General features: G+C 40.8%; 19 protein-coding genes and 1 pseudogene. 3 read left to right on the top strand and 17 right to left on the bottom strand.

All coding sequences use genetic code 11. The features are described from left to right. Positions 1-6: 6 nt before the first annotated feature. From MKS89_RS02575 to MKS89_RS02555, 5 genes are all read right to left on the bottom strand, one after another. Positions 7-1,287: a TRAP transporter large permease subunit gene (locus tag MKS89_RS02575; RefSeq protein ID WP_072960031.1), complete on the bottom strand. Its 1,281-nt coding sequence runs from the start codon at positions 1,285-1,287 to the stop codon at positions 7-9. Further along, positions 1,287-1,802, bottom strand: coding sequence for a TRAP transporter small permease (locus MKS89_RS02570; RefSeq protein ID WP_072960033.1), 516 nt, complete (start codon positions 1,800-1,802; stop codon positions 1,287-1,289). Before MKS89_RS02570 ends, MKS89_RS02575 begins: the two co-directional genes overlap by 1 nt. 86 nt (positions 1,803-1,888) lie before the next feature. After that, positions 1,889-2,890, bottom strand: a complete 1,002-nt coding sequence (gene yiaK / locus MKS89_RS02565; RefSeq protein ID WP_072960036.1) for a 3-dehydro-L-gulonate 2-dehydrogenase — start codon at positions 2,888-2,890, stop codon at positions 1,889-1,891. A 528-nt stretch (positions 2,891-3,418) separates the two neighbouring features. Beyond that, positions 3,419-4,189, bottom strand: a complete 771-nt coding sequence (locus tag MKS89_RS02560; RefSeq protein WP_072960039.1) for an ABC transporter permease — start codon at positions 4,187-4,189, stop codon at positions 3,419-3,421. Between the two features lie 13 nt (positions 4,190-4,202). Continuing rightward, positions 4,203-5,186, bottom strand: coding sequence for an ABC transporter ATP-binding protein (locus MKS89_RS02555; protein WP_072960041.1), 984 nt, complete (start codon positions 5,184-5,186; stop codon positions 4,203-4,205). A gap of 420 nt (positions 5,187-5,606) precedes the next feature. On the opposite strand from MKS89_RS02555, the gene can reads away from it, so the two are divergent. Continuing rightward, complete coding sequence (gene can, locus MKS89_RS02550) at positions 5,607-6,275, top strand: carbonate dehydratase (RefSeq protein ID WP_072960044.1); 669 nt, start codon at positions 5,607-5,609, stop codon at positions 6,273-6,275. A gap of 97 nt (positions 6,276-6,372) precedes the next feature. Here can and hpt read toward each other — a convergent pair whose 3' ends face one another. Further along, a complete protein-coding gene (gene hpt, locus MKS89_RS02545) occupies positions 6,373-6,906 on the bottom strand; it encodes a hypoxanthine phosphoribosyltransferase (RefSeq protein WP_072960047.1) in 534 nt (177 codons plus the stop codon). Between the two features lie 424 nt (positions 6,907-7,330). Here hpt and MKS89_RS02540 point away from each other — a divergent pair, with 424 nt between their 5' ends. Further along, positions 7,331-7,951, top strand: coding sequence for a LuxR/HapR/OpaR family quorum-sensing transcriptional regulator (locus tag MKS89_RS02540; RefSeq protein ID WP_021020566.1), 621 nt, complete (start codon positions 7,331-7,333; stop codon positions 7,949-7,951). A 124-nt stretch (positions 7,952-8,075) separates the two neighbouring features. Here the strand turns inward: MKS89_RS02540 and lpdA are convergent, their stop codons facing one another. The 4 genes from lpdA to pdhR form a co-directional block, all read right to left on the bottom strand. Continuing rightward, positions 8,076-9,500, bottom strand: coding sequence for a dihydrolipoyl dehydrogenase (lpdA, locus tag MKS89_RS02535; protein WP_072960050.1), 1,425 nt, complete (start codon positions 9,498-9,500; stop codon positions 8,076-8,078). A 245-nt stretch (positions 9,501-9,745) separates the two neighbouring features. Further along, entirely contained in the window at positions 9,746-11,629 is a 1,884-nt protein-coding gene (aceF, locus tag MKS89_RS02530; protein WP_072960052.1) for a pyruvate dehydrogenase complex dihydrolipoyllysine-residue acetyltransferase, read from the bottom strand. 16 nt (positions 11,630-11,645) lie between these two features. Then, positions 11,646-14,306 (bottom strand): pyruvate dehydrogenase (acetyl-transferring), homodimeric type, encoded by a 2,661-nt coding sequence (gene aceE, locus MKS89_RS02525; protein WP_072960054.1) that lies wholly within the window; start codon positions 14,304-14,306, stop codon positions 11,646-11,648. A gap of 64 nt (positions 14,307-14,370) precedes the next feature. Then, positions 14,371-15,141, bottom strand: coding sequence for a pyruvate dehydrogenase complex transcriptional repressor PdhR (gene pdhR / locus MKS89_RS02520; protein WP_072960057.1), 771 nt, complete (start codon positions 15,139-15,141; stop codon positions 14,371-14,373). 1,441 nt (positions 15,142-16,582) lie between these two features. Between pdhR and MKS89_RS02515 the strand changes: the two are divergent. Then, positions 16,583-17,057, top strand: a pseudogene (locus MKS89_RS02515) (transposase); the annotation flags it as partial. Positions 17,058-17,220: 163 nt separating this feature from the next. Here the strand turns inward: MKS89_RS02515 and MKS89_RS02510 are convergent. Genes MKS89_RS02510 through MKS89_RS02480 form a run of 7 tightly spaced genes read right to left on the bottom strand, consistent with a single transcriptional unit; the run spans position 17,221 to position 23,543 of the window. After that, positions 17,221-18,180, bottom strand: a complete 960-nt coding sequence (locus MKS89_RS02510) for an oxidoreductase (protein ID WP_072960059.1) — start codon at positions 18,178-18,180, stop codon at positions 17,221-17,223. Between the two features lie 18 nt (positions 18,181-18,198). Further along, on the bottom strand, positions 18,199-19,185 hold the full coding sequence (locus MKS89_RS02505; RefSeq protein ID WP_072960062.1) for an aldo/keto reductase: 987 nt from the start codon (positions 19,183-19,185) through the stop codon (positions 18,199-18,201). An 8-nt stretch (positions 19,186-19,193) separates the two neighbouring features. Beyond that, the gene (locus MKS89_RS02500) at positions 19,194-19,739 is read right to left on the bottom strand and encodes a carboxymuconolactone decarboxylase family protein (protein WP_072960064.1); all 546 of its coding nucleotides are present in this window, start codon (positions 19,737-19,739) and stop codon (positions 19,194-19,196) included. Between the two features lie 9 nt (positions 19,740-19,748). Beyond that, positions 19,749-21,269 carry an FAD-dependent monooxygenase gene (locus tag MKS89_RS02495; protein ID WP_072960081.1) on the bottom strand — a complete coding sequence of 507 codons (1,521 nt, stop codon included), beginning with the start codon at positions 21,267-21,269 and terminating at the stop codon, positions 19,749-19,751. Next, on the bottom strand, positions 21,256-22,668 hold the full coding sequence (locus MKS89_RS02490; protein WP_072960084.1) for an MFS transporter: 1,413 nt from the start codon (positions 22,666-22,668) through the stop codon (positions 21,256-21,258). The genes MKS89_RS02495 and MKS89_RS02490 overlap by 14 nt, the downstream gene beginning before the upstream one ends. 18 nt (positions 22,669-22,686) lie before the next feature. Then, positions 22,687-22,965 (bottom strand): putative quinol monooxygenase, encoded by a 279-nt coding sequence (locus MKS89_RS02485; protein ID WP_072960087.1) that lies wholly within the window; start codon positions 22,963-22,965, stop codon positions 22,687-22,689. 2 nt (positions 22,966-22,967) lie between these two features. After that, a complete protein-coding gene (locus MKS89_RS02480; RefSeq protein WP_072960089.1) occupies positions 22,968-23,543 on the bottom strand; it encodes a histidine phosphatase family protein in 576 nt (191 codons plus the stop codon). Position 23,544 lies beyond the last annotated feature (1 nt).

The following is a 23,544-nucleotide window of genomic DNA, read 5'->3' as shown; positions in this document are numbered from 1 at the left end:
TCTCCGTTATCCGATAATAAGTTTCATTGGTATTGTTATAATGCTCGGGAAGATGACGAACAGCGTGAGTAACACGGTGTACGCCAGAATAAATGGAAAGATGCCTCTGACCGCCGCCGACATTGGCACTTTTGCCACGCCACACACGACATTCAGCACAGTGCCAACCGGTGGCGTAATCAAACCAATCGAACAATTGATCACGAACATCAGTCCAAAATAGGTTGGGTCGATCCCTGCCAGTTTGACAACCGGCATCAGGAGCGGCACCAAAATCAGAATGGTCGGGCTGAGATCCATCACCATACCGACACACAAAACCAGCAGCATAATGACCGCCATCAGCAGACGCGGACTGTCAACCAATGGTGCCAGCATCTGGGCTAATTGTTGGGGTAACTGAGCCACCGTAATCAACCAGGCGGCGACCATCGCACACCCGACTAAGAACATCACCATGGCGGTCGAACGTCCGGCATTGAGTAAGATTTGATAAAAGCTGCGTAGATTGATTTCCCGGTAAATCACCGCAGCGACAAAGATGGCGTATACAGCAGCGACAACCGCAGCTTCTGTCGGGGTGAAGATGCCAAAGCGAATCCCACCAATGATGATTACCGGTAGCAACAACGCCCAGATCCCATCTTTCAGCGCCGCTCGTTTTTCAGCACCTGAGGCCTTGGGCTGCACATCCAGATCTTCGCTTCTGACAGTGAACGCCCAGACAAACATCAATGTCAGTCCCATTAAAATGCCGGGCACGATCCCACCGAGAAATAGATTTTTGATAGAAATACCACCCGCAACCCCAACCAAGATTAATGGCAGAGATGGTGGAATGACCGGGGCAATGATGCCACCAGCGGCCAGTAGCCCCATCGATGAACTCTGCGGATATTTGGCCGCTTTCATCATCGGGTAAAGAATACTGACCAGTGCCGCCGCATCGGCAACCGCCGACCCGGAAAGCCCGGCAAGCAGAACCGATGTCATAATGGCGACATACCCCAACCCACCTTTGCGATGGCCGACATAGCAGGTCGCTAGCCGGACGATCCGCGTCGATAATCCGCCAGCCGACATCACCTCACCGGCAACCAGGAAGAATGGAATCGCCAGCAACGTGAAGCTATCAACACCATTCACCAACGACTGAGCCAGAATGTCAGAGCTGAACAGATCCATGTGGACCATCAATGCGATTGACGACAGGAGTAATGCAAAGGCAACGGGTAATCCCAACAGGATCGACACAATCAAGACTGTTAAGAAGATAAATAGCGTCATTATCTATCCCCCTGAGTTTCTTTTGTCGCAGTCGCGTCATGAGATGAATGGTCAATCATCCACTGGGGGAAAAAGATGCGTCCAACCGCCAGAATGGCCATCAAGCCGCCGGAAATCGTACCGGCAAGATAAAACAGCGCCGACGGCAGACCGGTCAAAGGCGAAATATCGCGCCAGTTCGCCATCATCTGATTGAATGCGCCATGAAACAGCATCCCGACTGAGATCAAAATGATCAACCAACATAACCGTCTGAGGAATGGGACCCAGCGCGGCATAAGTTTCTCGGTAAATTCTTTGACCGCCAGATGCTCATCACGTTGGAGGACGATCACGGCCCCCAACATGACAACCCAGACTAACCCCAGACGGGACAATTCAACCGATGCCCTCAGCCCTGAAGAAAATCCATACCTGAGCACTACATTGGTAAATACCAGCACTAACATTGCGACTAATATCGCAGCCATGATGATGTCAATGCTGTCCAAAACCCATTTCAATACCGTACGCATATACAACTCTCCGGCGATGCTTACTTGTCTGAATCATGCTTGTTATCGGATCGACTCTTGTTGCCAGATCGACTCACGCTGTCAATCTAGAGTGCAAGAATCTGTTGCCAAATGTCTTCGTGAATCTCAATTCCACCTTGCTGTTGATGCTTGTCGATATAAGACTGAATTTCAGATCCCGCAATCATCACTTTGCCACTTTCAGCAGGTTCTGAGGCGAGTACATATTCTCGGATCCGTTTCATCTCTTCGATCAGACGTTCGCCATCCATCGTTTTGCTGGTATCGATCGCAATCAAAAACTGTGAGACCCCGAATTCAGCTTTCATATCTTCTGTGAGCGCTGGGACGGAGTAGCCACCGCTCACCGCCGTCAGTAGCATGTCCAGCACCACCGCCATCGATGAACCTTTCCAGAATCCCATCGGTAGTAGTCGTTTGTTTTCCCAGAGGATATGCGGATCAGTGGTGAGATGGCCGTCATCATCAAAGCCACCGACAACCGGGAGTTCTTTATCCGCCAGCACATAGTTTTGTAGTTGACCATAGGAATACTGACTCATTGAACAATCCACCAATACCGGCGGATCACCTGCAACAGCCATAATTAATGGATTACTGCCAACGCGATGATCTTTTCCTCCCCAAGCTGGCATTACTGCGATTGAGTTGGTGGACGCAATGCCAGCCAATCCGGCACGAGCCATTTTGAGAACGTAAGTGCCACCGCGCATCCAGTGGTTTGAGTTACGCATTGCGACCATGCCGATCCCGTACTGTTTCGCCAATTCAATGGCACGATCTGTACAAATCAGCCCATTCAGAACACCGGGACCAAAATGGCAATCCCACTGTTCCAAAGCGCCAAGACTATTGACACACTCGGGTTCAGCATTGAGTTTGATATGCCCTTGATCCACCTGAGAAATAAAAACTGGGAATCGGTTAATACCATGTGAGTAGGTTCCTTCATTCGCCATTTCAACAAACCCTTGGGCAAGTTTGGTTGCTGAATCGGCTTGCATGCCCCTTTTGAGCAAGGCATTTTCAAATTGATGTTGCAGTTCATTTAAGGATACGAGAGGCATTGCTTATCTCCAGTTCATTTCATATTACGTAATCGATGCTACGTTTTATTCCGAATTTTAAAATCTCAAATTGCTCACTTTGTGAGCCAATGATTTAAATTCAAAACAATTGGCAGTTTTTGTTTCGCAATACGAAATGAGTGGAAAATGAAATAAAAAAACACAAATAATATAAAAATCAGTTCATTAAACTGATAAGAAGACTCGAATCCGCATGAATACGAAAAAATGAAGGAAAATTACAACAAAAAAGCAATAGAAATGGATTGATCAGATAAAATAGAAGAATAAATACAATGACGATATTGATGTTCTGAGGAAAAATGAAATGTCTAATCTAAAATCTGTTCTGTTCTTTATCAGAATGAGCTTGCTACTTATCCTGAGCGTATTATTCACGTCATGGCCTTTTCTATAACGCGCATCTTTATCAGATAATGTTCATATAAAACAACAGGGAGCACCGTCACCGGTGCGCCCTGTTGTTCGAATCGTCTTCGTTCTTGAATGACCGAGCGAATCAATGAATTACGTTCTCAGACCGATGCCCTTTTTCACCAGCATGTAAGACAATGAATACAGCACCACAATGAAGATCCCTAACACTGAAAACGATGCCTGAATACTCACATCGGAAATCCCCAGAAATCCATAACGAAATGCATTGACCATATAAACGATAGGGTTGACCTTCGACACATACTGCCAAAATTCAGGCAACAGTGATAATGAGTAGAAAACACCACCCAGATAAGTCAGCGGTGTCAGGATGAACGTCGGAACGATCGAAATGTCATCAAAACTTTTCGCATAAATGGCATTGATAAACCCACCAAGAGAGAACACAACCGATGTCAGGAAAACGGTCACGACAATAATGCCCCAGTGTTCAACCTGAAGATCGACAAAAAACAGTGACACCAATGTCACCATTACCCCGACACATAGTCCTCGGGTAACGCCCCCCATCACATAACCACCGATGATGATGTAAGTCGGTACCGGAGCAACCAGCAGCTCTTCAATATTCTTATGCATTTTGGCACTAAAAAACGAGGAGGCGACATTGGAGTAAGAGTTGGTAATCACCGACATCATAATCAGGCCGGGGACAATGTAGGCCATATAACTGACACCATGCATCATTCCGATGCGGGAACCAATCAAATTACCGAAAATAATAAAATAGAGTGTCATCGTAATCGCTGGTGGTACGAGGGTTTGCACCCAGATACGGGAAAAACGGACCACTTCTTTCCCCAGCAGACTGCAAAAGGCGGTCCAATAAAGCTTGTACATGCTTCCTCTCATTTTAGTTCGTTGACGTCTCGTGCTCGTGATCTGTGGTATCCGCATTATGATTGACGGCAGTGTGTCCACCCGTTGTCGATTCGTTGACGATACGGACAAACAATTCTTCCAGTCGGTTGGCTTTATTCCGCATCGACAGAACCGGAATGCCATGCTCACTTAACTGACGAAAAACATGGTTCAAGCCTCGTGTTTTTTCGATTTCAATCTCCAGAGAACCATCAATATTTTTCTGACTGAGCACATCCGTCAGTTGTGGGATATCGGTTACCGTTGGTGCAATATCCAGAATAAAAGTCTCCACCTTAAGCTGACCGAGTAACGCTTTCATCGACGTATTCTCAATCAACTCACCACCGTGAATAATCCCGATATTACGGCACAGCATTTCTGCTTCTTCCAGATAATGTGTCGTCAGAATAATGGTAATGCCTTGCCGATTTAGCTGCTGAAGGAAATCCCACATCGAGCGGCGCAATTCAATATCAACACCAGCAGTTGGTTCATCGAGAATCAATAACTGAGGTTCATGCATTAAAGCCCGGGCAATCATCAAACGACGTTTCATCCCGCCGGAGAGATTTCTGGAGCGCTCTTTCCGCTTTCCCCATAAGTCGAGCTGAGTCAGATATTTCTTCGCCCGCTCTTTGGCTTGGGCACGCGGCACACCATAATATCCTGCTTGTTGAATGACTATTTGCTCAACCGTTTCAAACTGGTTGAAGTTAAACTCCTGCGGCACTAATCCCAAAGAAAGCTTCGCCAGTTCCATTTCTTGGTCCAAATCATGGTCAAAGACGGCTACCTTTCCCGAAGTTTTATTGACAAGTGAGGAAATAATACCGATTGTGGTTGACTTCCCGGCACCATTCGGCCCCAGTAAGGCGTAAAAGTCCCCTTTTCTCACCGTCAGATTGAGGCCTTTCAGTGCTTCAAATCCACCGGCATACGTTTTACGTAAATCGGTTAGTTCTAATGCATTCATATTAAATAAGATCCTGTGTCATTGACATCGTCTGCTGAAGCAGCAACTGATGATAGGGATGCAAGTAGACGAATAATTTCCATATGGAGGTTCAATCTATCAGATTCAACCTTACATCAGAAAAATGAAATAGAAAACTTGTCGCTAAAACTCAAAAAAACCGGATTTAAATGAGGGTATTTACGGTGAAAATGCACAGTTCCCCCCGCCACGACTCTATATTTTGTCTGAGCCCTTCAAAGTTGGTGATTTTATCACCGATTTGTTTCCTACACTTAGCATATCTGATCAGATGAGTGAAAAAAGTAATATATTCGCCACCAGATTGTGTATATTGATTCTCAGTCAAGCCTACCGAACAATCAGATTGATGATCTTTAGGCTGTGGGAATACATCCCATTGCTGATAAGGAAAGTAAGATGCCCCAGATAAAAACACTATTCGAAAACAATGCGAAATGGACTCAATCGATTAAAGCGGAGAATCCCGAATATTTCAGTAAACTGGCAGAAGGCCAGAACCCGGATTTTCTCTGGATTGGCTGTTCCGATAGCCGCGTACCGGCAGAACGTCTGACCGGACTTCATTCCGGAGAATTGTTTGTTCACCGTAACGTTGCCAACTTAGTTATTCATACCGACCTGAATTGCCTCTCTGTTGTCCAGTATGCTGTCGATGTGCTCAAAGTGAAGCATGTCATCATTTGTGGACACTATCACTGTGGTGGCGTGAATGCCGCAATCGATACGCCGAAGCTCGGCCTGATTAATAACTGGTTACTCCATATTCACGACGTTTACTGCAAACACCGCACTTACCTTGATAAGATGCCGGAGCAAAACCGTGCCGATAAGCTGGTTGAAATCAATGTCGCAGAACAGGTTTATAACTTGGGTAACTCGACCATCCTTCAAGGCGCTTGGGAGCGAGGACAACAGATCGAACTACACGGTGTGGTCTACGGCATCGAAGACGGAAAGCTAGAATACTTAGGCGTTCGCTGTAACTCACCACAAACGGTTGAAGATAGCTACCATCAAGCGATGGAAGAAATTCTCAATCCAGACTACGAGTTACTCTGTCGCTGAGCGACCCATTCTTGTCATTCATCGCCCGGATAAAAATAAAAGCCCTAACGGGCTCTTATTTTCACAAAGATCATGTTGATCCTTGTCCGGGAAAATCTTATGACTCTTGCATTATGACCCGACCAATATAAGGCAGGTGACGATACTTCTGCGCATAATCAATACCGACACCGACAACAAACTCATCCGGAATTTCAAAGCCAATCCATGCCACATCAACCGGCACTTCTCTGCGAGAAGGCTTATCCAGCAATGTACAGATACGAATCGAACGTGGTTCGCGAAGCGACAGGATCTCTTTCACTTTATTTAAGGTATTGCCGGTATCGATAATATCCTCAATCAACAATACATCTTTCCCTTTAATGTCATCATCGAGATCTTTCAGGATACGAACATCTCGTGAACTCTCCATTTCGTTCCCATAACTGGAAGCCGTCATAAAATCGACTTGATGCGTCAGTTGAATCGCTCGGGCTAAATCAGCCATAAAAACGAATGATCCGCGGAGTAATCCCACGAGAACCAACTCTTCGCTATGCTGATAATATTCGGTAATTTCCTTCCCTAGGGCTTGTACACGTTTCTGGACGTCCTGCTCAGATATCATGACTTCAACGGTATGCTTCATAAGAATCTCATTGCTTTGGTATGGCTTTTAAATGAATGCGTCTTGTCTCACTGAATCCGGCATTATTTGAATGATAAGCCTGTCAATGAAGGGGGCGTATAGTACCACCTCTCAGATCAGAGTTAAACAAACCTGACAGGACGGTCTAGACTTACGCTATACGCAGCGAAAAAATGTCACACCGATCCGCCCGGCTTCTGGATGAATAAAATTCATCTATAAAATAAAGACATAATTTCACGGTAATTATCACTTAATATGATTCATATTCTGTCACAAATGATACTTGAGGCACTGCACAAAAACTTTATATAAAGAATTGACCTGACACATATGCACCATTACACTCATATATCGAACACAAAATAATAAAATAATCATTAGAACACATATTCATTCAACGTAATTGGCAAGGAAAAAAACTATGGACGCTTCAATAGAAAAACGCCCTCGTACACGATTATCACCTCAGAAACGTAAACTTCAGCTGATGGAAATTGCGCTTGAAGTCTTCGCCAAACGGGGTATCGGACGTGGTGGACATGCAGATATCGCTGAAATTGCTCAGGTATCTGTCGCAACTGTATTTAACTATTTCCCAACTCGTGAGGATTTAGTTGATGATGTTCTCACTCACGTCGTTCACCAGTTCTCAAACTTCCTCGCAGACAACATCGATGTCGATAGTTATATCAAAGATAATCTCTATCATCTGACACATAAAATGACAAAACTGGTCTTTGAAGATTGTCATTGGCTGAAAGTGTGGTTTGAATGGAGTGCATCGACCCGCGACGAAGTCTGGCCGTTATTCGTATCGACCAACCATACAAACCGTCTGTTGGTAAAAAATATGTTTACCAATGCAATCGAACGCGGCGATGTCAGCGATCATTATGATCCTGAACATTTAGTCACGCTGTTCCTCGGAATTTTCTATTCCCTGTTTGTACAAGTGAACCGTTTACAAGATCAAAAAGAGATCGATGATCTCGTGAACAGCTACTTGGACATGTTATGCATTTATAACAACCGTCGGGCTTAACTGATTATCCAGAAATCGCTTCTCTTTGTGTTCGACTGGAAAACGTGTTCATTCCAGTAAGAGATTTCAGAGATAAAAAAACCGCTGTCATGACAGCGGTTTTTTATTGAAGGGGTTCAGCCCATTATTTCTTTTTCGCTTTTGCGTTTGGCAAATCCGTAATGGTGCCTTCAAACACTTCAGCAGCCAGACCAACAGACTCATGAAGCGTTGGGTGAGCATGAATCGTTAACGCCAAATCTTCAGCATCACAACCCATTTCAATTGCCAGACCAATTTCACCGAGCAACTCACCACCGTTGGTACCAACAATCGCACCACCAATAACACGGTGCGTGTCTTTATCGAAGATCATCTTCGTCATACCGTCAGAGCAGTCAGACGCAATGGCGCGACCAGATGCAGCCCAAGGGAAAGTTGACACCTCGTAATTGATCCCTTCAGCTTTCGCTTCTTTCTCTGTTTTACCAACCCATGCAACTTCAGGCTCAGTATATGCAATTGATGGAATAACTTTCGGATCAAAGTAATGTTTCTTACCGGCAATCACCTCAGCGGCAACGTGTCCTTCATGAACACCTTTGTGTGCCAGCATTGGCTGACCGACAATATCACCGATCGCAAAAAGATGAGGAATATTGGTACGCATTTGTTTATCAACATTGATAAAGCCGCGCTCATCAACTTCCACACCAGCTTTCTCAGCATCGAGCATTTTACCGTTTGGTGTCCGACCGATGGCAACCAGTACTGCATCATAACGTTCTGCTTCTGCCGGGGCATTTTTGCCTTCCATTGAAACGTAGATACCATCTTCTTTCGCTTCAACCGCTGTTACTTTGGTTTCCAGCATCAGGCTGAACTTGTCTTTGATGCGTTTGGTGAACACTTTTACGACATCTTTATCTGCCGCAGGAATCACCTGATCGAACATTTCAACAACATCAATCTGTGAACCGAGTGCATGATAAACCGTTCCCATTTCGAGACCGATAATCCCGCCACCCATGATCAGCATTTTCTTCGGCACTTCTTTTAATTCCAGCGCGTCGGTTGAATCCCAAATTCGTGGATCTTCATGCGGAATAAATGGTAATTCAATCGGACGAGAACCCGCAGCAATAATCGCGTTGTCGAAGTTAATGACCGTTTTGCCATCTTCACCTTCAACTTCGATGCTATTTGGACCCGTAAACTTACCAAAACCATTGACGACGTTGACTTTACGCATCTTCGCCATACCGCTCAGACCGCCAGTCAACTGATTGATTACTTTTTCTTTCCACAGGCGAATTTTGTCGATGTCTGTTGACGGTTCGCCAAACACGATGCCGTGTTCTGATAATGCTTTCGCTTCTTCAATTACTTTCGCAACGTGCAACAGTGCTTTAGATGGAATACAACCGACATTCAAACATACACCACCGAGGGTGTTGTAACGCTCAATAATTACAGTATCCAGACCTAAGTCGGCACAACGGAAAGCAGCGGAGTAACCAGCAGGACCTGCACCTAGCACAACCACCTGGGTTTTGATTTCTTTGCTCATTTTGACCTCTTGTAGTCATTATCCCTTACAGGCTAACGGGGCTTCAAAAACATACGTCTAAAACATGTGAGGAGTGAATCCTAAAACCAATCCAGTTTACAGAGATGTTAATGATATGAAAAGATAAACCCCAAAGCCTGTGAGCCAGTCAACAATTAAAACCCGAGAATAACATTCCGGTTCAAATTGCCCTTTGATTCTATTGATTAAGGCGGCTATTCAGCCGCCTTATCATTTCACGATGATTACAGTACCAGACGACGGATGTCGCTCATGCAACCATTCAGATAACTAATGAAACGAGCCCCTTCAGCCCCATCGATCACACGGTGATCGTAGGAGAGAGACAACGGAAGTTGCAGACGAGGAACAAAGTCCTTGCCATTCCAGACCGGTTTCATTTCTGACTTAGACACACCCAGAATTGCGACTTCAGGGGCATTTACGATTGGTGTAAATGCAGTGCCACCGATACCACCAAGGCTAGAAATTGTAAAACAACCACCTTGCATATCTGATGCTGTCAATTTACCTGCACGGGCTTTCTTAGAAACTGCCATCAACTCTTCTGAAAGCTCGTAAATACCTTTCTTATTCACATCTTTGAATACAGGGACGACTAAGCCATTCGGCGTATCGACGGCAATGCCGATATTCACGTATTTCTTCAGAATCAAGCTTTCACCGTCTTCAGACAGAGAAGCGTTGAATGATGGGAAAGCTTCAAGTGCTTTGGCCGCGGCTTTCATAATGAAAACCAGTGGCGTGATCTTCATACCGGTATCTTTCTTCGCTTCAATCGCATTCTGTTCTTTACGGAATGCTTCAAGCTCAGTGATATCAGCATTATCCCACTGTGTGACGTGCGGGATCATCACCCAGTTACGGGCAAGGTTAGCACCGGAGATTTTCTTAATCCGAGACAATGGTTTAACTTCAGTTTCACCAAACTTGCTGAAGTCCACTTTCGGCCATGGCAGTAGTCCAAGTGCACTACCGTCACCTTGACCAGAAGCAGCACCCGACTCAAGACGTTTCAATGCTTCTTTGACAAAGTTCTGTACATCTTCTTTCAGGATACGACTCTTACGACCCGTTCCTTTGACTTTTGCCAAGTTAACACCAAACTCACGCGCCAGACGACGAACAACCGGAGAAGCATGGGCATATTCGTTATTTTCCTGGAAATCCCCCGTTGCAGGTGTAGCGCTAGCAGTAGCTGGTTTGCCAGCATCTGCTTTTGGTGCAGCAGGCGCAGACTCTGATTTTGCAGGCGCAGCAGCAGGTGCCGCTCCGGCAACTTCAAAGACCATGATCAAAGATGCTGTTGACACTTTGTCGCCTTCTTTGATCTTGATTTCTTTGACCGTACCAGCAAATGGCGCAGGCACTTCCATTGACGCTTTATCACCTTCAACAGTGATCAACGACTGCTCTTCAGTCACCGAATCACCCACAGCAACCATGATTTCAGTCACTTCAACTTCATCGCCACCGATATCAGGGACATGCACGTCTTTAGACGCAGATCCAGTTGAAGCAGCAGGTGCCGACTCATCAGAAGCGGCGGCCGGTGCAGTACCTGAACCCGCAACTTCAAAGATCATAATCAGAGAGCTGGTTGACACTTTGTCACCTTCTTTAATTTTGATCTCTTTGATGGTACCTGCAAATGGTGCAGGTACTTCCATTGAAGCCTTATCACCTTCAACAGTCAGCAAAGATTGCTCTTCTTCAACCTGATCACCGACAGCAACCATGATTTCAGTCACTTCAACTTCATCACCACCGATATCCGGAACAACAACTTCTTTCGTTTCCGTGCTTGCTGTTGATGCGGCTGGAGCTGGCGCTTCAGATTTCGCTTCAGCGGCCGGTGCTGCAGTTGATGCTGCACCTTCATCTTCAAAAATCATGATCAGAGAATCGGTTGACACTTTGTCGCCTTCTTTAATCTTGATCTCTTTGATGGTACCTGCAAATGGCGCCGGTACTTCCATTGAGGCCTTATCACCTTCAACGGTCAGCAGGGATTGCTCTTCTTCAACTTTGTCACCAACGCTTACAAGAATCTCAGTGACTTCAACCTCATCCGTACCGATATCTGGTACATTAACTTCGATTGTCATTGTTTTTCTACCTCAATTAAGCGTATAGCGGATTTGTTTTTTCTGTATCAATATCGAACTTCTTAATCGCTGCTGTCACAACAGATTTCTCGATATCGCCTCGTTTTGCCAGTTCATTCAATGCTGCGACTACGACATAACCTGCATTCACTTCAAAGTGACGACGCAAGTTTTCGCGGCTGTCAGAGCGACCGAAACCATCAGTCCCCAGCACTTTATAAGATTCAGCAGGCACATAAGCGCGAACTTGTTCGGCATAATTTTTCATGTAGTCTGTTGCCGCGATAGCAGGCTCAGAACCCATGACAGTACGGATATAAGGTACTTTCTCTTCAGCTTCAGGGTGAAGCATGTTGATACGCTCACATATCTGACCATCACGCGTCAGCTCATTAAATGAAGTGACGGAGAAAACATCAGAAGCAACGCTATATTCTTCACTTAGAATCACAGCCGCTTTACGGACTTCATTCATGATCGTGCCAGAACCCATCAACTGAACTTTGCCTTTATTACCTGCATGCGTTTCCAGCTTATAGATCCCTTTACGAATGCCTTCTTCTGCACCTTCTGGCATTGCAGGCATCGCATAGTTTTCGTTCATCAGCGTCAGGTAGTAGTAAACGTTTTCTTGTTCACCATACATACGACGGATACCATCTTGAATGATGACCGCCACTTCATAAGCAAATGTCGGGTCATAAGAAACACAGTTTGGAATCGTGCTAGCCTGAATATGGCTGTGACCATCTTCGTGTTGCAGACCTTCACCGTTTAGCGTTGTCCGTCCGGCAGTTCCACCTAACAAGAAACCACGTGCTTGTTGGTCGCCAGCCATCCATGCCATATCACCAATACGTTGGAAACCGAACATGGAGTAATAGATGTAGAACGGAATCATCGGTAAGTCATTGGTGCTGTATGATGTTGCAGCTGCAACCCAAGATGACATCGCACCCAGCTCGTTGATCCCTTCTTGTAATACCTGACCTGAAGTATCTTCTTTATAATAAGAAACCACACTCCGGTCTTCCGGCGTATATGTCTGGCCTTGTGGGTTATAGATACCAATTTGACGGAACAGACCTTCCATCCCGAACGTACGCGCTTCATCGGCAATGATCGGCACAATATGCTTACCGATACTTTTATCTTTCAGCAGAATATTCAGCGTACGAACAAACGCCATTGTCGAAGAAATATCACGTTTCTGTTCTTCCAGCAGCGGCTTGAATTCATCCAGCGTTGGCGTCACCAATTCTTGGGTAAACTTCGGCAAACGTTGTGGTGTATAACCATGCAATGCTTTACGGCGAGCATGTAGGTATTCATACTCTTTTGAACCTTCTTCCAGTTTCAGATAAGGCAAAGATTTCACCGCTTCATCTGAAATCAGATCTTGTAGGCCTAAACGATCACGCATTTTCAGAACATGGGTCATATCCATCTTCTTCACTTGGTGCGCAATGTTTTTCCCTTCAGCCGCATCACCCATGCCATAACCTTTTACGGTCTTAGCAAGAATCACGGTTGGACGACCTTTAGTATCCTGAGCATTTTTAAATGCAGCAAATAACTTCGATGTATCGTGACCACCACGTTTCAGGGCAAAGATTTCATCATCGGTCATATCAGCAACCAGTGCTGCTGTTTCAGGATATTTACCGAAGAAATGCTCACGAACATAAGCACCATCTTTTGACTTGAATGTCTGGTAGTCGCCGTCAATGGTTTCATTCATCAACTGCAATAGTTTGCCAGAAGTGTCTTTTGCCAACAGAGAATCCCAGTTGTTGCCCCAAAGCACTTTCACGACATTCCAGCCGGCACCGCGGAAGAGACCTTCCAGTTCCTGAATGATTTTACCGTTACCCATAACCGGTCCATCCAGACGTTGCAGGTTACAGTTGATTAGGAAACAGAGGTTATCCAGCTTTTCACGCGCGGCAAAAGAGATTGCACCACGAGATTCCGGCTCGTCCATTTCACCATCACCAAGGAAGGCATAAACACGCTGTTCAGACGTATCTTTTAAGCCTCGGCCGTCAAGATATTTCAGGAAACGCGCCTGATAAATTGCAGAGATCGGTCCAAGGCCCATTGATACCGTTGGGAACTGCCAGAATTCAGGCATCAATTTAGGGTGCGGATAAGATGGAATCCCTTTGCCATCAACTTCTTGACGGAAGTGATCGAGTTGCTCTTCAGTCAGACGACCTTCAACAAAAGCACGAGAATAAATTCCCGGAGAGATATGACCTTGATAATAAACCAGATCGCCACCATCTTTTTCGTTTGGTGCACGGAAAAAGTGGTTAAAGCATGTTTCATAAAACGCAGCGGAAGATTGGAATGAAGCCATATGGCCTCCCAACTCCAAGTCTTTCTTCGAAGCACGAAGAACAATCATGATTGCGTTCCAGCGAATAATTGACCGGATACGGCGCTCAAGTGTTGTGTCGCCCGGATAGGCAGGCTCCTGATCAGCAGGAATGGTATTGATATAGTTTGTTGTAACACCTGTTGGCATATCGACGCCATCAATACGTGCTTTCTCCAGAACTTCTTCTAAGAGAAACTGAGCACGTTCAACGCCTTCTTCACGGACAACTGACTCAAGGGCTTCTAACCACTCCTGAGTTTCCAGTGCATCTACGTCATGCTTCATGTCAGACATGCGATCTTTCCTTTTGTTGGTTTGATCAAAACAAATCAGTAATTAAGACCATTTGACTAGGCAGTCAGTCAGGCTTATTACCTTGCTGAATCCGGCGCAATGAACGTTCTCGTCGAGTCTGTTCACGCGTAAGGTCCAGCAGTGTTTCTTCAATATAGGCGAGGTGAGAATGCGACATTTCACGAGCTTTTTCAGGTTCCCCGGAAACGATAGCATCTACGATACTTGCCCTATGCTTACTCACTTTCTCCACCACTTCAGGGCGGCGGTGTAATAGTTTAAAATTCTGTAATACATTTTGCTCAAGCAGCGGAGCCAAACTACGAACGATATGTAGCAAGACCACATTGTGTGCTGCTTCAGTCAGTGCGACTAAAAATTCAACAACACTGGATGATTCTTCCGCGATATTTTTTTCTTTTTGTTTTTCGCTGATTTTATCCAGACAGGCCTGAATTCGCACAAAATCTTCTTCTGTGCCACGCAAAGCTGCAAAATAAGCTGATATCCCTTCCAAAGCATGGCGGGCTTCAAGTAAATCTAATTGAGTTTCAGAATGGCTAGATAGTAAATCGAGTAAAGGATCCGAAAAACTCGTCCCAATACTTGCAGTCACATACGTTCCTCCGCCATGACGACGAGTCAACAAACGCTTCGCTTCAAGCCGCTGAATGGCTTCTCGAACGGATGGACGGGATACATCAAACTGTCGGGCTAGTTCTCGCTCTGGAGGAAGTTGCTGCCCAGGCGCTAATATTCCTTCCACAATCAGCCGTTCTAATTCTTGCTCTATCACATCGGCAAGTTTCGGCTGACGAATCCTTTGATAGGCCATACTTATTGTTCTGCTATATTGTTATATTTTCATCTAGTCAATTGGTAATACCAATTCCCAACTGGTGCAGAAATTAACATATTCAAAAGTTGCCTGTCCAGATAAAATTTGACCCAAATCATAGAACCCATCACAATTAAACATACTTGCAACAATATTCATTCATAATTGCTAATAAACATAGTGACATAAGGTGACAAGTTCAGCAGATCTGACCAATAACTGGCGAGCATAAACAACTTCTTCTCTTTACTAACACAACTATCTCTCCATATCAGGCTAAAAAAATAGTGGAAGTACTCGTCCGCTATGGTTAATCAGTGCATTCATGCCTTATTGAAACGTGAAGAAGGCTCGTCAATCATAAGAAAATGTTAAAGATTCATCGAGAAGAAAGGTTGAAACTCAGCTTCATAGTGAATCAGTAACCCTCTAAAATTTTAATAGCTCGGTAAATTAGAATGTTCCCAACTTCAGTGTCTTTCCAAATACTCCTAGAGAGTGAGAGTATCCAGTAATACGGCCTTTCTTCGTTATATTACCTCATCCAATTTTCTGTCAAATCTCGAACTTCATTCAACATGTCAAATATACATATCCAGAATTCTTGTTCGATGAGTTCGATTAAAGCGCTCGATATATGAGTTCTCTGTTGACTTACCCTATCGAATAAATTTCACTTCCACTTTATTGTCTTCAGCCCAGCCAGAGTGATTGAGATAAACTCTGACCCGTATCCACATCCCTCGCCAAGTAATAATCCATTCCATCACCGAATAGTCCTCTGTATTGGCAGGTTTAAATCCACGTCTATCATCAGAACTTCGCGATTGACATTATCAACCACATTAAAGGTACGAAAACATCTGCCACAACCTAATGTTTTGCTCATAAAGTCGATAGACAAACGGTTTATCCACTCAAGGCTTGCAAGCGGAGTGGGAGCATGTTGGTAACCGTTTTTTCTTTGCACCTCATGTTCAGTTTGAGAGTGCAGTACACACGGTGAGCTCGTTTATGATTCCATGGATACCCTACTGTCTGAGCACCTTAAATAGCTAAAAACCGTGGACAGGATAATGTTCTAATACCTACTGTATCTTGACAATGATCTCATCATCCAAATGAGCGTCTGTTTGCCATTGACATACGGAATCACTCATACCAACTGCGCAGCAAGCCATCCTGAGGCTGACCCGAAATTGTGAGCGAACATACTCAACAAGCGCTTATTTATTCGCTGGCTTTACAGTTTAATATCTTTGACAATACAATACTCAAAGCTAGAATCAGCAAAAATCTGTTTGAGTTTTCGGTTCTCATCCTCAAGTCCTTTCACATCAGAGTCATCCATACCACCGTACTTCAATTCCCAGTTAATGGGATGGAGGGTCTACCTCTACCTAATACTGAAGATGTATTAAACATCAGAGGGCATATAATAGTTATCACATATCTCGAAATTGACTTAGCAAAAGCAGTATTTCAGCTTTGTGGTCTAAATTAGGCTGGTAAAGTCGTATATTCAAAACGGCTTGAAAGAGATAATATTATGCGTGAAATTGTATAATTGCCAGTTTGTCAGATTGCAATTGAAGCTTGTACGGGAGCATTTTATTAGCAGCGTGAATCCAAGAAGTTTGTCCACTCAGTAAAAATAATTGCGCCTCAGTTTGTTAAGCCTTTTATTCTGAGCCGAAGAAGAATCAAAAGCAGCAGGGTATTCAAGCACTACACCGAGCTAGACAAAGAATTGTTAGTCATCGTATTGCCACCGTTGACCAGATACGTAGATTGTTACTCACATCGGCAAAGCCGTCTCCCGCCGAAGAAGAGCTGCGCCACTAATTCTTGAGTATGGGTGTAATGGACTGAGCGCAAAGATGAAGAAAACAATCTCTGAGCTATATGATCTAATAAAAATCTCGATAGCCGGGTAGCCTATTGTCTATTTTTTTAAATATAAAAAACAGTTTCTTAGCACCACGAACTTTGAAGAATCAGAGTTCGTGGTAATCACTAAAACCGAGCGAGGTTAATCATAGAAAGTCCAGCATCGTGGTCAATGAATCAAATCTTTCAATTAAAGAAATTAACTCCTGTGATTTTCGCTGAATATTCCCACAATTTTAAAGCTTCTTCGCGACTGATAGCATAATCGCGTACTCCGGTAAATGGTTCACAATTGTGATCAAACAAAACCGAAACATTACAATCTTCACAATATAGTCCACCGAGATCATCTAACTCTGGGCTAGTAGCAGCCCAAACAGCAGTTGCAGCTCCTTGTTCTGGAGATTTAAATGTAGGGTCAATAGCATTCCCATTTGCATCAATCCACCCTTCAGACACCATCTCTTCCCGATTCAAGTGACGCTGTAAAGGAGTGAATATTTTTCCTGGATGTAGTGAGAATGCTCGAACTCCTCGTTCTCTAGCGAATATGTCTAGCTGCAAAGCAAAAAGAATATTAGCAGTTTTAGATTGCCCATAAGCTAGCCATTTATCATAACCATTATGAAAATGAATATCTGACCAGCGAATTGGTGAATTATGGTGCCCGGCAGAGGAAACCACAATAACACGACACTTGTCATTAAGGATCGTCATAAGAAGATTAACCATTACAAAGTGCCCTAAATGATTAGTGGCAAATTGACTCTCCCAATCATTATCTGTCCGAATTAAATCACAAGCCATAACTCCAGCATTACAAATAATATAATCAAAATTGGTATTATTAGATATTAATAATTCACAAAATTTATGTACAGATTGAAGACTAAATAAATCTATCTCTTTAATATCAACATTTCTTAAATCATTACACTTATTCAATGCCTCTTCCGTATTTCTTGAAGCAACAGTAACAAAAGCTCCTGCATTACTAAAAGCTTTTGTTGTTTCAAATCCAAGTCCAGAATGGCCACCAGTAATAAGTACCCTTTTCCCTGATACATCTACATTTTGCAAAACATCTGAAGCAGTAGATTCATGATTAAAACAAACAGAAGAAATTTTTCTTTGATTAGACATCATAATTTCCTTAAATTGAACCTAAGATAACTCTGGTGTATTATGCGGAAGATAACTGCTCTCAAGCTCTACAATATCGGCAGGTGATAAAGATAATTCTACACTCTTAACATTGTCCACAAGCTGTCTAACCGTTGTACAACCGATAATAGGGGCCGAAACAACTTTTTTTGATAAAAGCCAAGCAAGAGAAACCTGTGCTGAACTTAATCCTTTCTCAGTAGAAATTTTTTGTAAGGTAGAGATAATTGTTCTATCATTAGAACTCGACTCATCGTAGAGCCATTTTTGTACTTTATCACTTTCTTTACGACTAGTATTTTCCTCCATAATATTATTACTAGCCAGTTTTCCTCTTGCTAATGGACTCCATGGAGTAAAGCCAAATCCTTCTGACTCACAAAATGGAATCATTTCTCTTTCTTCTTCTCTACTAATAAGATTGTAATGACTCTGCATACTAATAAATTGAGACCAACCATTCATTTTAGATACATATTGAGCCTTTATAAATTGCCAAGCTCTCATTGATGACGCACCAATATATCTTACTTTTCCTAATTTTATCAGATCATTTAATGCTTCCATTGTTTCTTCAATAGGAGTGTATGGATCCCAACGATGAATAACATAAAGATCAATATAATCAGTTTTCAACCTCTTTAAACTTTGATCAATTTGGTAGAATAGTTCTTTTCGGGATAAACCTCCAGAAAGAGGCGAATCAGTTATCTTTTCATATACTTTTGTTGATATGACAATATCTTCTCTAAGAAGATATTTATTTATAATATTACCTAATATTTCTTCACTACTTCCTAAAGAATAGATATTAGCAGTATCAAAATAGTTTATACCTAAATCAAAAGCTTTTAATAAGATCTCTCGACTCTCTCTCTCATCAAGAGTCCAACTATGACTTCCTCGTTGATTATCTCCAAATGACATACAGCCCAGCCCAAGGCGTGAAACTTTAAGTCCTGAGTTTCCTATATTATTATATTGCACAATATCCCTTAATTGTTGAGTTCTGTAAGTTTATCCCATGATGTTTCAGTTTCATCAAGTGGAATATTTAAACTGGATAAATACATTGCAGTCATCCAACAGTGACCAGCAAGATGTGTTGCATCTGCAATCTCTCCCTGAGTATAATACTTATTTAATTCTTTAAATGATTCAACTGATGCAGAACCTTGTAAAATACATTCAGTAATATATTTCAACATTGACACTCTATTTTCTGACATATTGCTATAATTAGCATTCTCAATATCATCTATTTCTTTCTCAGTCAACCCAGCTTTAATTGCTAAAGGATAATGAATAATTCTCTCAAAGTCACTATTCACTAGTTTTGCCACTCTAAGAACAATTATTTCTCTTTCATAATCATTTAAGTATCCTTGAGTTAAAGCACCACCTAATGCCAAATGAGGCCCAGCAGAACATTTTGTTAGCAATAATCCCCGAGTAAGATTTGATGGAAACTTATCATATACACTTAACTCTTCTTTTGACATTTCTGATATTTTTTTTAATTCTACAAGATTAATAGTCATAAAAACTCCTCATATAAAGTTAAATTCATTATTTAGATTACTATTAAGTTCATCATTAACATCAAGAACTTTAGATATAAAACCATCAGGTCTAACAATAATACACAAAGGTTTAGAAGGCAACAAACCTCTAATTAAACCTAAAGTATTACCAGCTAGATTAATAAATATACCTTCCGAGAAGGATACACTTAATTTATTAAAAAGACCATTCCAAGAATTATAATCATATTCATCACCTGGCCACATTAAAATAGTATGAGAATTAATTGATAGATTTGGTATCGTACATGATTCCTCCCACTCCAGTGGGATTCTTCTTCCTCTTTCTATTTTATTAACACCTTCTTTTAGATCAAACATTGGTATATCAATTTGTGCAATTCTCGGCGAAAGAAATTTATCTAAAAATCCAAGCCGTGATAAGAATACAAATATTAAATCTCGAAATAGAATCATAATAAAGTTATCATATAAACTTTTTTTAGCTAAGAATGTAGATAAACTTGAAGTTCTTAATATCCCATTTTTTCTCTCTTCTGAATATGAATTCAGAATATTCTTATCAAACTTATTATTCATTACTCCAGCTAATTTCCAGCTAAGATTTAATACATCTTGAAAACCACTATTCATTCCTTGAGCACCAGAAGGACTCATTGCATGAGCTGCATCACCAACAAGAAATACATTCCCTTTATTATAGCAGTCAGCAGATCTAACATGAGCTTCGAAATATCCACAAAAATTAATTTTACCAAGTTTCCTATTGCCAGGTGAGCGAGTTTTTAATACGTTATTAAAGAATTCTCTATCTATTTCTCCTTTATAATTTTCTGGTATACTAGCACCAACTCTAAAAATACCATCACCAATAGGAGCTAAAACCATATTGCCAGTTTTGTGTAAATAATACCCGACTTCTCTACTTGTTGTTTCACCAATTATTTCTGCATCAGTAATGGCCAATTTTGTTTTCATTGAAAACCCATCAAAATTGAAACCAAAACATTCACGAACCTTACTAGAAAAACCATCAGCGCCAATTATATATTTAAATACACAATTTACTTCTTGACCATTTCTATTTTTTATCTGTGTAGCAACAGAATCATCACTACAATGATAACCATCTAAAAACTCACTTCCATATTCAATATTAATTCCTTTAGATTTTAATTTTTCTTCAAGAAAATATTCTGTTTTCCATTGTGGAATAGCTATACCATAATTATAATTCGTATATTTTAGCTTATCAAATCTAAAGTCGCCAATTTTTCTTTTATTCGAGTAATAGTTCATTTGATCAAAATAATGTCCATTTTTTATTATATCTTTAGCGACACCTACTCTATTTAATATTTCCAAAACTCTAGGCCATATAATGGTAGCTTTTGAATGTGGTGATGTTCTTTCATATTTTGATATTATTTTTGGTTTTATTCCGAGTAGTAAAAGCTCTAGAGCCATTAACATTCCAACAGGTCCAGCTCCAACAATCAGCACTTCATTTTCACTATGATAAGACATATTTTTTAAACTCCCCTTTATTTTGTTTATACAATTTAGTAATAAATAAAGAAACAAAAACCAACATTATAAAAATAATTATTAATGAGTCAATTATTGACAATTTACTAACAACGATAGAATCATCTAATGAGAATTTACTTATAGTTGAAACTAATGCTGTAAAAAATGGAATTGATATTGATTCTCCTGCGATACGAAAGGTATTAAAAGTCCCTGCAGCTATTCCTGACTTATTATTATCTACAGAAACCACTGCTTCTCCATCAATATATGACAAGGAAATTCCAAATGATGCACCAAATAAAAACATTATGATATAGGACAAAATGATACTATCAACCTTAATCATAATCATTAATAACAATGGCGATAAAGTTAATAGAAATAATGTTAATTTCAATAAAATTTCCGTACTCAAGTTATTTCTATATTTTGTAACAATTGGAGGTATGAATAGTGAAGGTAATGTAGCAACCGTTATAAGCATACCAACTGTGCTATCATCTAACTTGATGATATCATGTAAGATATAGGGTATATAAAAAAGCAAACTAATATAACCGAGCCCTAAAGCTAGCGATGTTAGACACATAGAGAGAAACGCTTTATTTCTAAATAGATCTATATTTAATATTGGATTATCTACCTTCATCTCAACATAAATAAAAGTAGTAATTGTTAATAAACATATAACAAAACAACATAAAATTAAATCAAGTTTATAGGCAGTAGAAGTTATCATGGAAAATAGAGTAACAGCTGAAAGTAAAAATAGAGTCAAAAAAATGGATCCAATAAGATCAAATTTATTTTTCCCTCTATTAAAGCTATCATTTATATTCAGTGATATACAAAATAAAATAACTAAAAAAAATCCAGTAAATAAAAACAGATACTTATAACTTCCAAATAGTTCATTACTATGAGTAGCAATTAGTGGGCCAGATACCATTCCTACTCCTAGAAAAATACCAAAAAAAGAAAAAGCAATACTTTTAGACTTCTCTCTTATATTAGCAGCTATAATAGATGTAGAAGATGTTGTTAGAGCTGCAGCACCAATACCTGATATCGCCCTACTAAATAACAAAAACTCATATGTTTTAGCTCCCCAACATAAAAAGGATCCTAGTGCAAAAAATATAACACCTCCCAGATAAATTTTTTTTCTTCCAATAAAGTCAGATAAAGAGCCAGTAATAGCCAAGAAAGCTCCATAGAAAATCATAAAAAAGTTTATAAACCATTGAGAATTGATATAACTAATATCATATTCATTAATTATAGACAAATTTATAATACTACTTGCCGTTATCGTTAATGGTATTAATAGCATAGACAAACTGACAATAATAACTAGAAACACTTCCTTAAATATAAAATCACTGGCTTTCATAATAATTCTACTCTCATATTACTCTATTTTATTTAATCGAAAAATTTCTTGCTCTTCAATATTATCACTTATACTGTTAATGAATTCTTTTGTATATTCTTGTTCCATATGAAAATTGATACTATTTTGACTCTCCCACTCTTCTATTAATACAACCTTATCCATATACCGATAAACGTCAAACAGATAACACCCATCTTCCTTTATTGTGATATTTTTCAATTTTATTAATAAAGACATATATTCTTCAATATATTCACTCTTGGGCTTTATAAAAACTACAATATTTAAACTCATGATCAATTCCTCAGAAAATCATACTTTGAGTTAGTAACAACAATCTCACTATTGTCCTTTTTTTCAATAATATGACATTCACCATTATCTAAAAAACAAGTATTTTCATATTGATTCAATACATACCGCATATATAAATATATTATCCCACCATGAGAAATTATTACTGAGTTCCCTTTATTATCCAATACATCATCTACCATACTTTTAAATCGTTTGACCGCATGTTTAGGGGCTTCTCCATTTGGCGGTATATAATTTATATTTTTCAGATCATCTATTCTATTCTTATATCTTACATCAGTTTTGGATACTCCATCAAAATCCCCTAACTTTCTTTCAATTAACTTATCTACCACCACTAATTTTTTACCAATCTTGTTAGCTATTATACTTCCTGATTGATAAGCTCTTTTGTATGGAGATGTATATATATTATCTATATTTAAATCAGAAAGTTTTTTAGATATATTTTTAAAATATTCAACTCCTTTTGGTAAGAGTTCTTCATCAGATTCACTCAATAGATTACCTATTAAATTTGATTCTGTCATCCCATGTCTAAATATATATATCATT

It is taken from the genome of Vibrio gazogenes, from assembly GCF_023920225.1.
Taxonomy (GTDB): domain Bacteria; phylum Pseudomonadota; class Gammaproteobacteria; order Enterobacterales; family Vibrionaceae; genus Vibrio; species Vibrio gazogenes.
The sequence above is the reverse complement of the archived record's forward strand: the minus strand, read 5'-3'. Positions and strand labels throughout refer to the sequence as shown.

What these genes read in the sequence shown, in the direction of transcription:
- MKS89_RS02575 (WP_072960031.1), bottom strand. Translation starts at nt 1,287, where the DNA reads ATGACGCTATTTATCTTCTTAACAGTCTTGATTGTGTCGATCCTGTTG.
- MKS89_RS02570 (WP_072960033.1), bottom strand. Translation starts at nt 1,802, where the DNA reads ATGCGTACGGTATTGAAATGGGTTTTGGACAGCATTGACATCATCATG.
- yiaK (WP_072960036.1), bottom strand. Translation starts at nt 2,890, where the DNA reads ATGCCTCTCGTATCCTTAAATGAACTGCAACATCAATTTGAAAATGCC.
- MKS89_RS02560 (WP_072960039.1), bottom strand. Translation starts at nt 4,189, where the DNA reads ATGTACAAGCTTTATTGGACCGCCTTTTGCAGTCTGCTGGGGAAAGAA.
- MKS89_RS02555 (WP_072960041.1), bottom strand. Translation starts at nt 5,186, where the DNA reads ATGAATGCATTAGAACTAACCGATTTACGTAAAACGTATGCCGGTGGA.
- can (WP_072960044.1), top strand. Translation starts at nt 5,607, where the DNA reads ATGCCCCAGATAAAAACACTATTCGAAAACAATGCGAAATGGACTCAA.
- hpt (WP_072960047.1), bottom strand. Translation starts at nt 6,906, where the DNA reads ATGAAGCATACCGTTGAAGTCATGATATCTGAGCAGGACGTCCAGAAA.
- MKS89_RS02540 (WP_021020566.1), top strand. Translation starts at nt 7,331, where the DNA reads ATGGACGCTTCAATAGAAAAACGCCCTCGTACACGATTATCACCTCAG.
- lpdA (WP_072960050.1), bottom strand. Translation starts at nt 9,500, where the DNA reads ATGAGCAAAGAAATCAAAACCCAGGTGGTTGTGCTAGGTGCAGGTCCT.
- aceF (WP_072960052.1), bottom strand. Translation starts at nt 11,629, where the DNA reads ATGACAATCGAAGTTAATGTACCAGATATCGGTACGGATGAGGTTGAA.
- aceE (WP_072960054.1), bottom strand. Translation starts at nt 14,306, where the DNA reads ATGTCTGACATGAAGCATGACGTAGATGCACTGGAAACTCAGGAGTGG.
- pdhR (WP_072960057.1), bottom strand. Translation starts at nt 15,141, where the DNA reads ATGGCCTATCAAAGGATTCGTCAGCCGAAACTTGCCGATGTGATAGAG.
- MKS89_RS02510 (WP_072960059.1), bottom strand. Translation starts at nt 18,180, where the DNA reads ATGATGTCTAATCAAAGAAAAATTTCTTCTGTTTGTTTTAATCATGAA.
- MKS89_RS02500 (WP_072960064.1), bottom strand. Translation starts at nt 19,739, where the DNA reads ATGACTATTAATCTTGTAGAATTAAAAAAAATATCAGAAATGTCAAAA.
- MKS89_RS02495 (WP_072960081.1), bottom strand. Translation starts at nt 21,269, where the DNA reads ATGTCTTATCATAGTGAAAATGAAGTGCTGATTGTTGGAGCTGGACCT.
- MKS89_RS02490 (WP_072960084.1), bottom strand. Translation starts at nt 22,668, where the DNA reads ATGAAAGCCAGTGATTTTATATTTAAGGAAGTGTTTCTAGTTATTATT.
- MKS89_RS02485 (WP_072960087.1), bottom strand. Translation starts at nt 22,965, where the DNA reads ATGAGTTTAAATATTGTAGTTTTTATAAAGCCCAAGAGTGAATATATT.
- MKS89_RS02480 (WP_072960089.1), bottom strand. Translation starts at nt 23,543, where the DNA reads ATGATATATATATTTAGACATGGGATGACAGAATCAAATTTAATAGGT.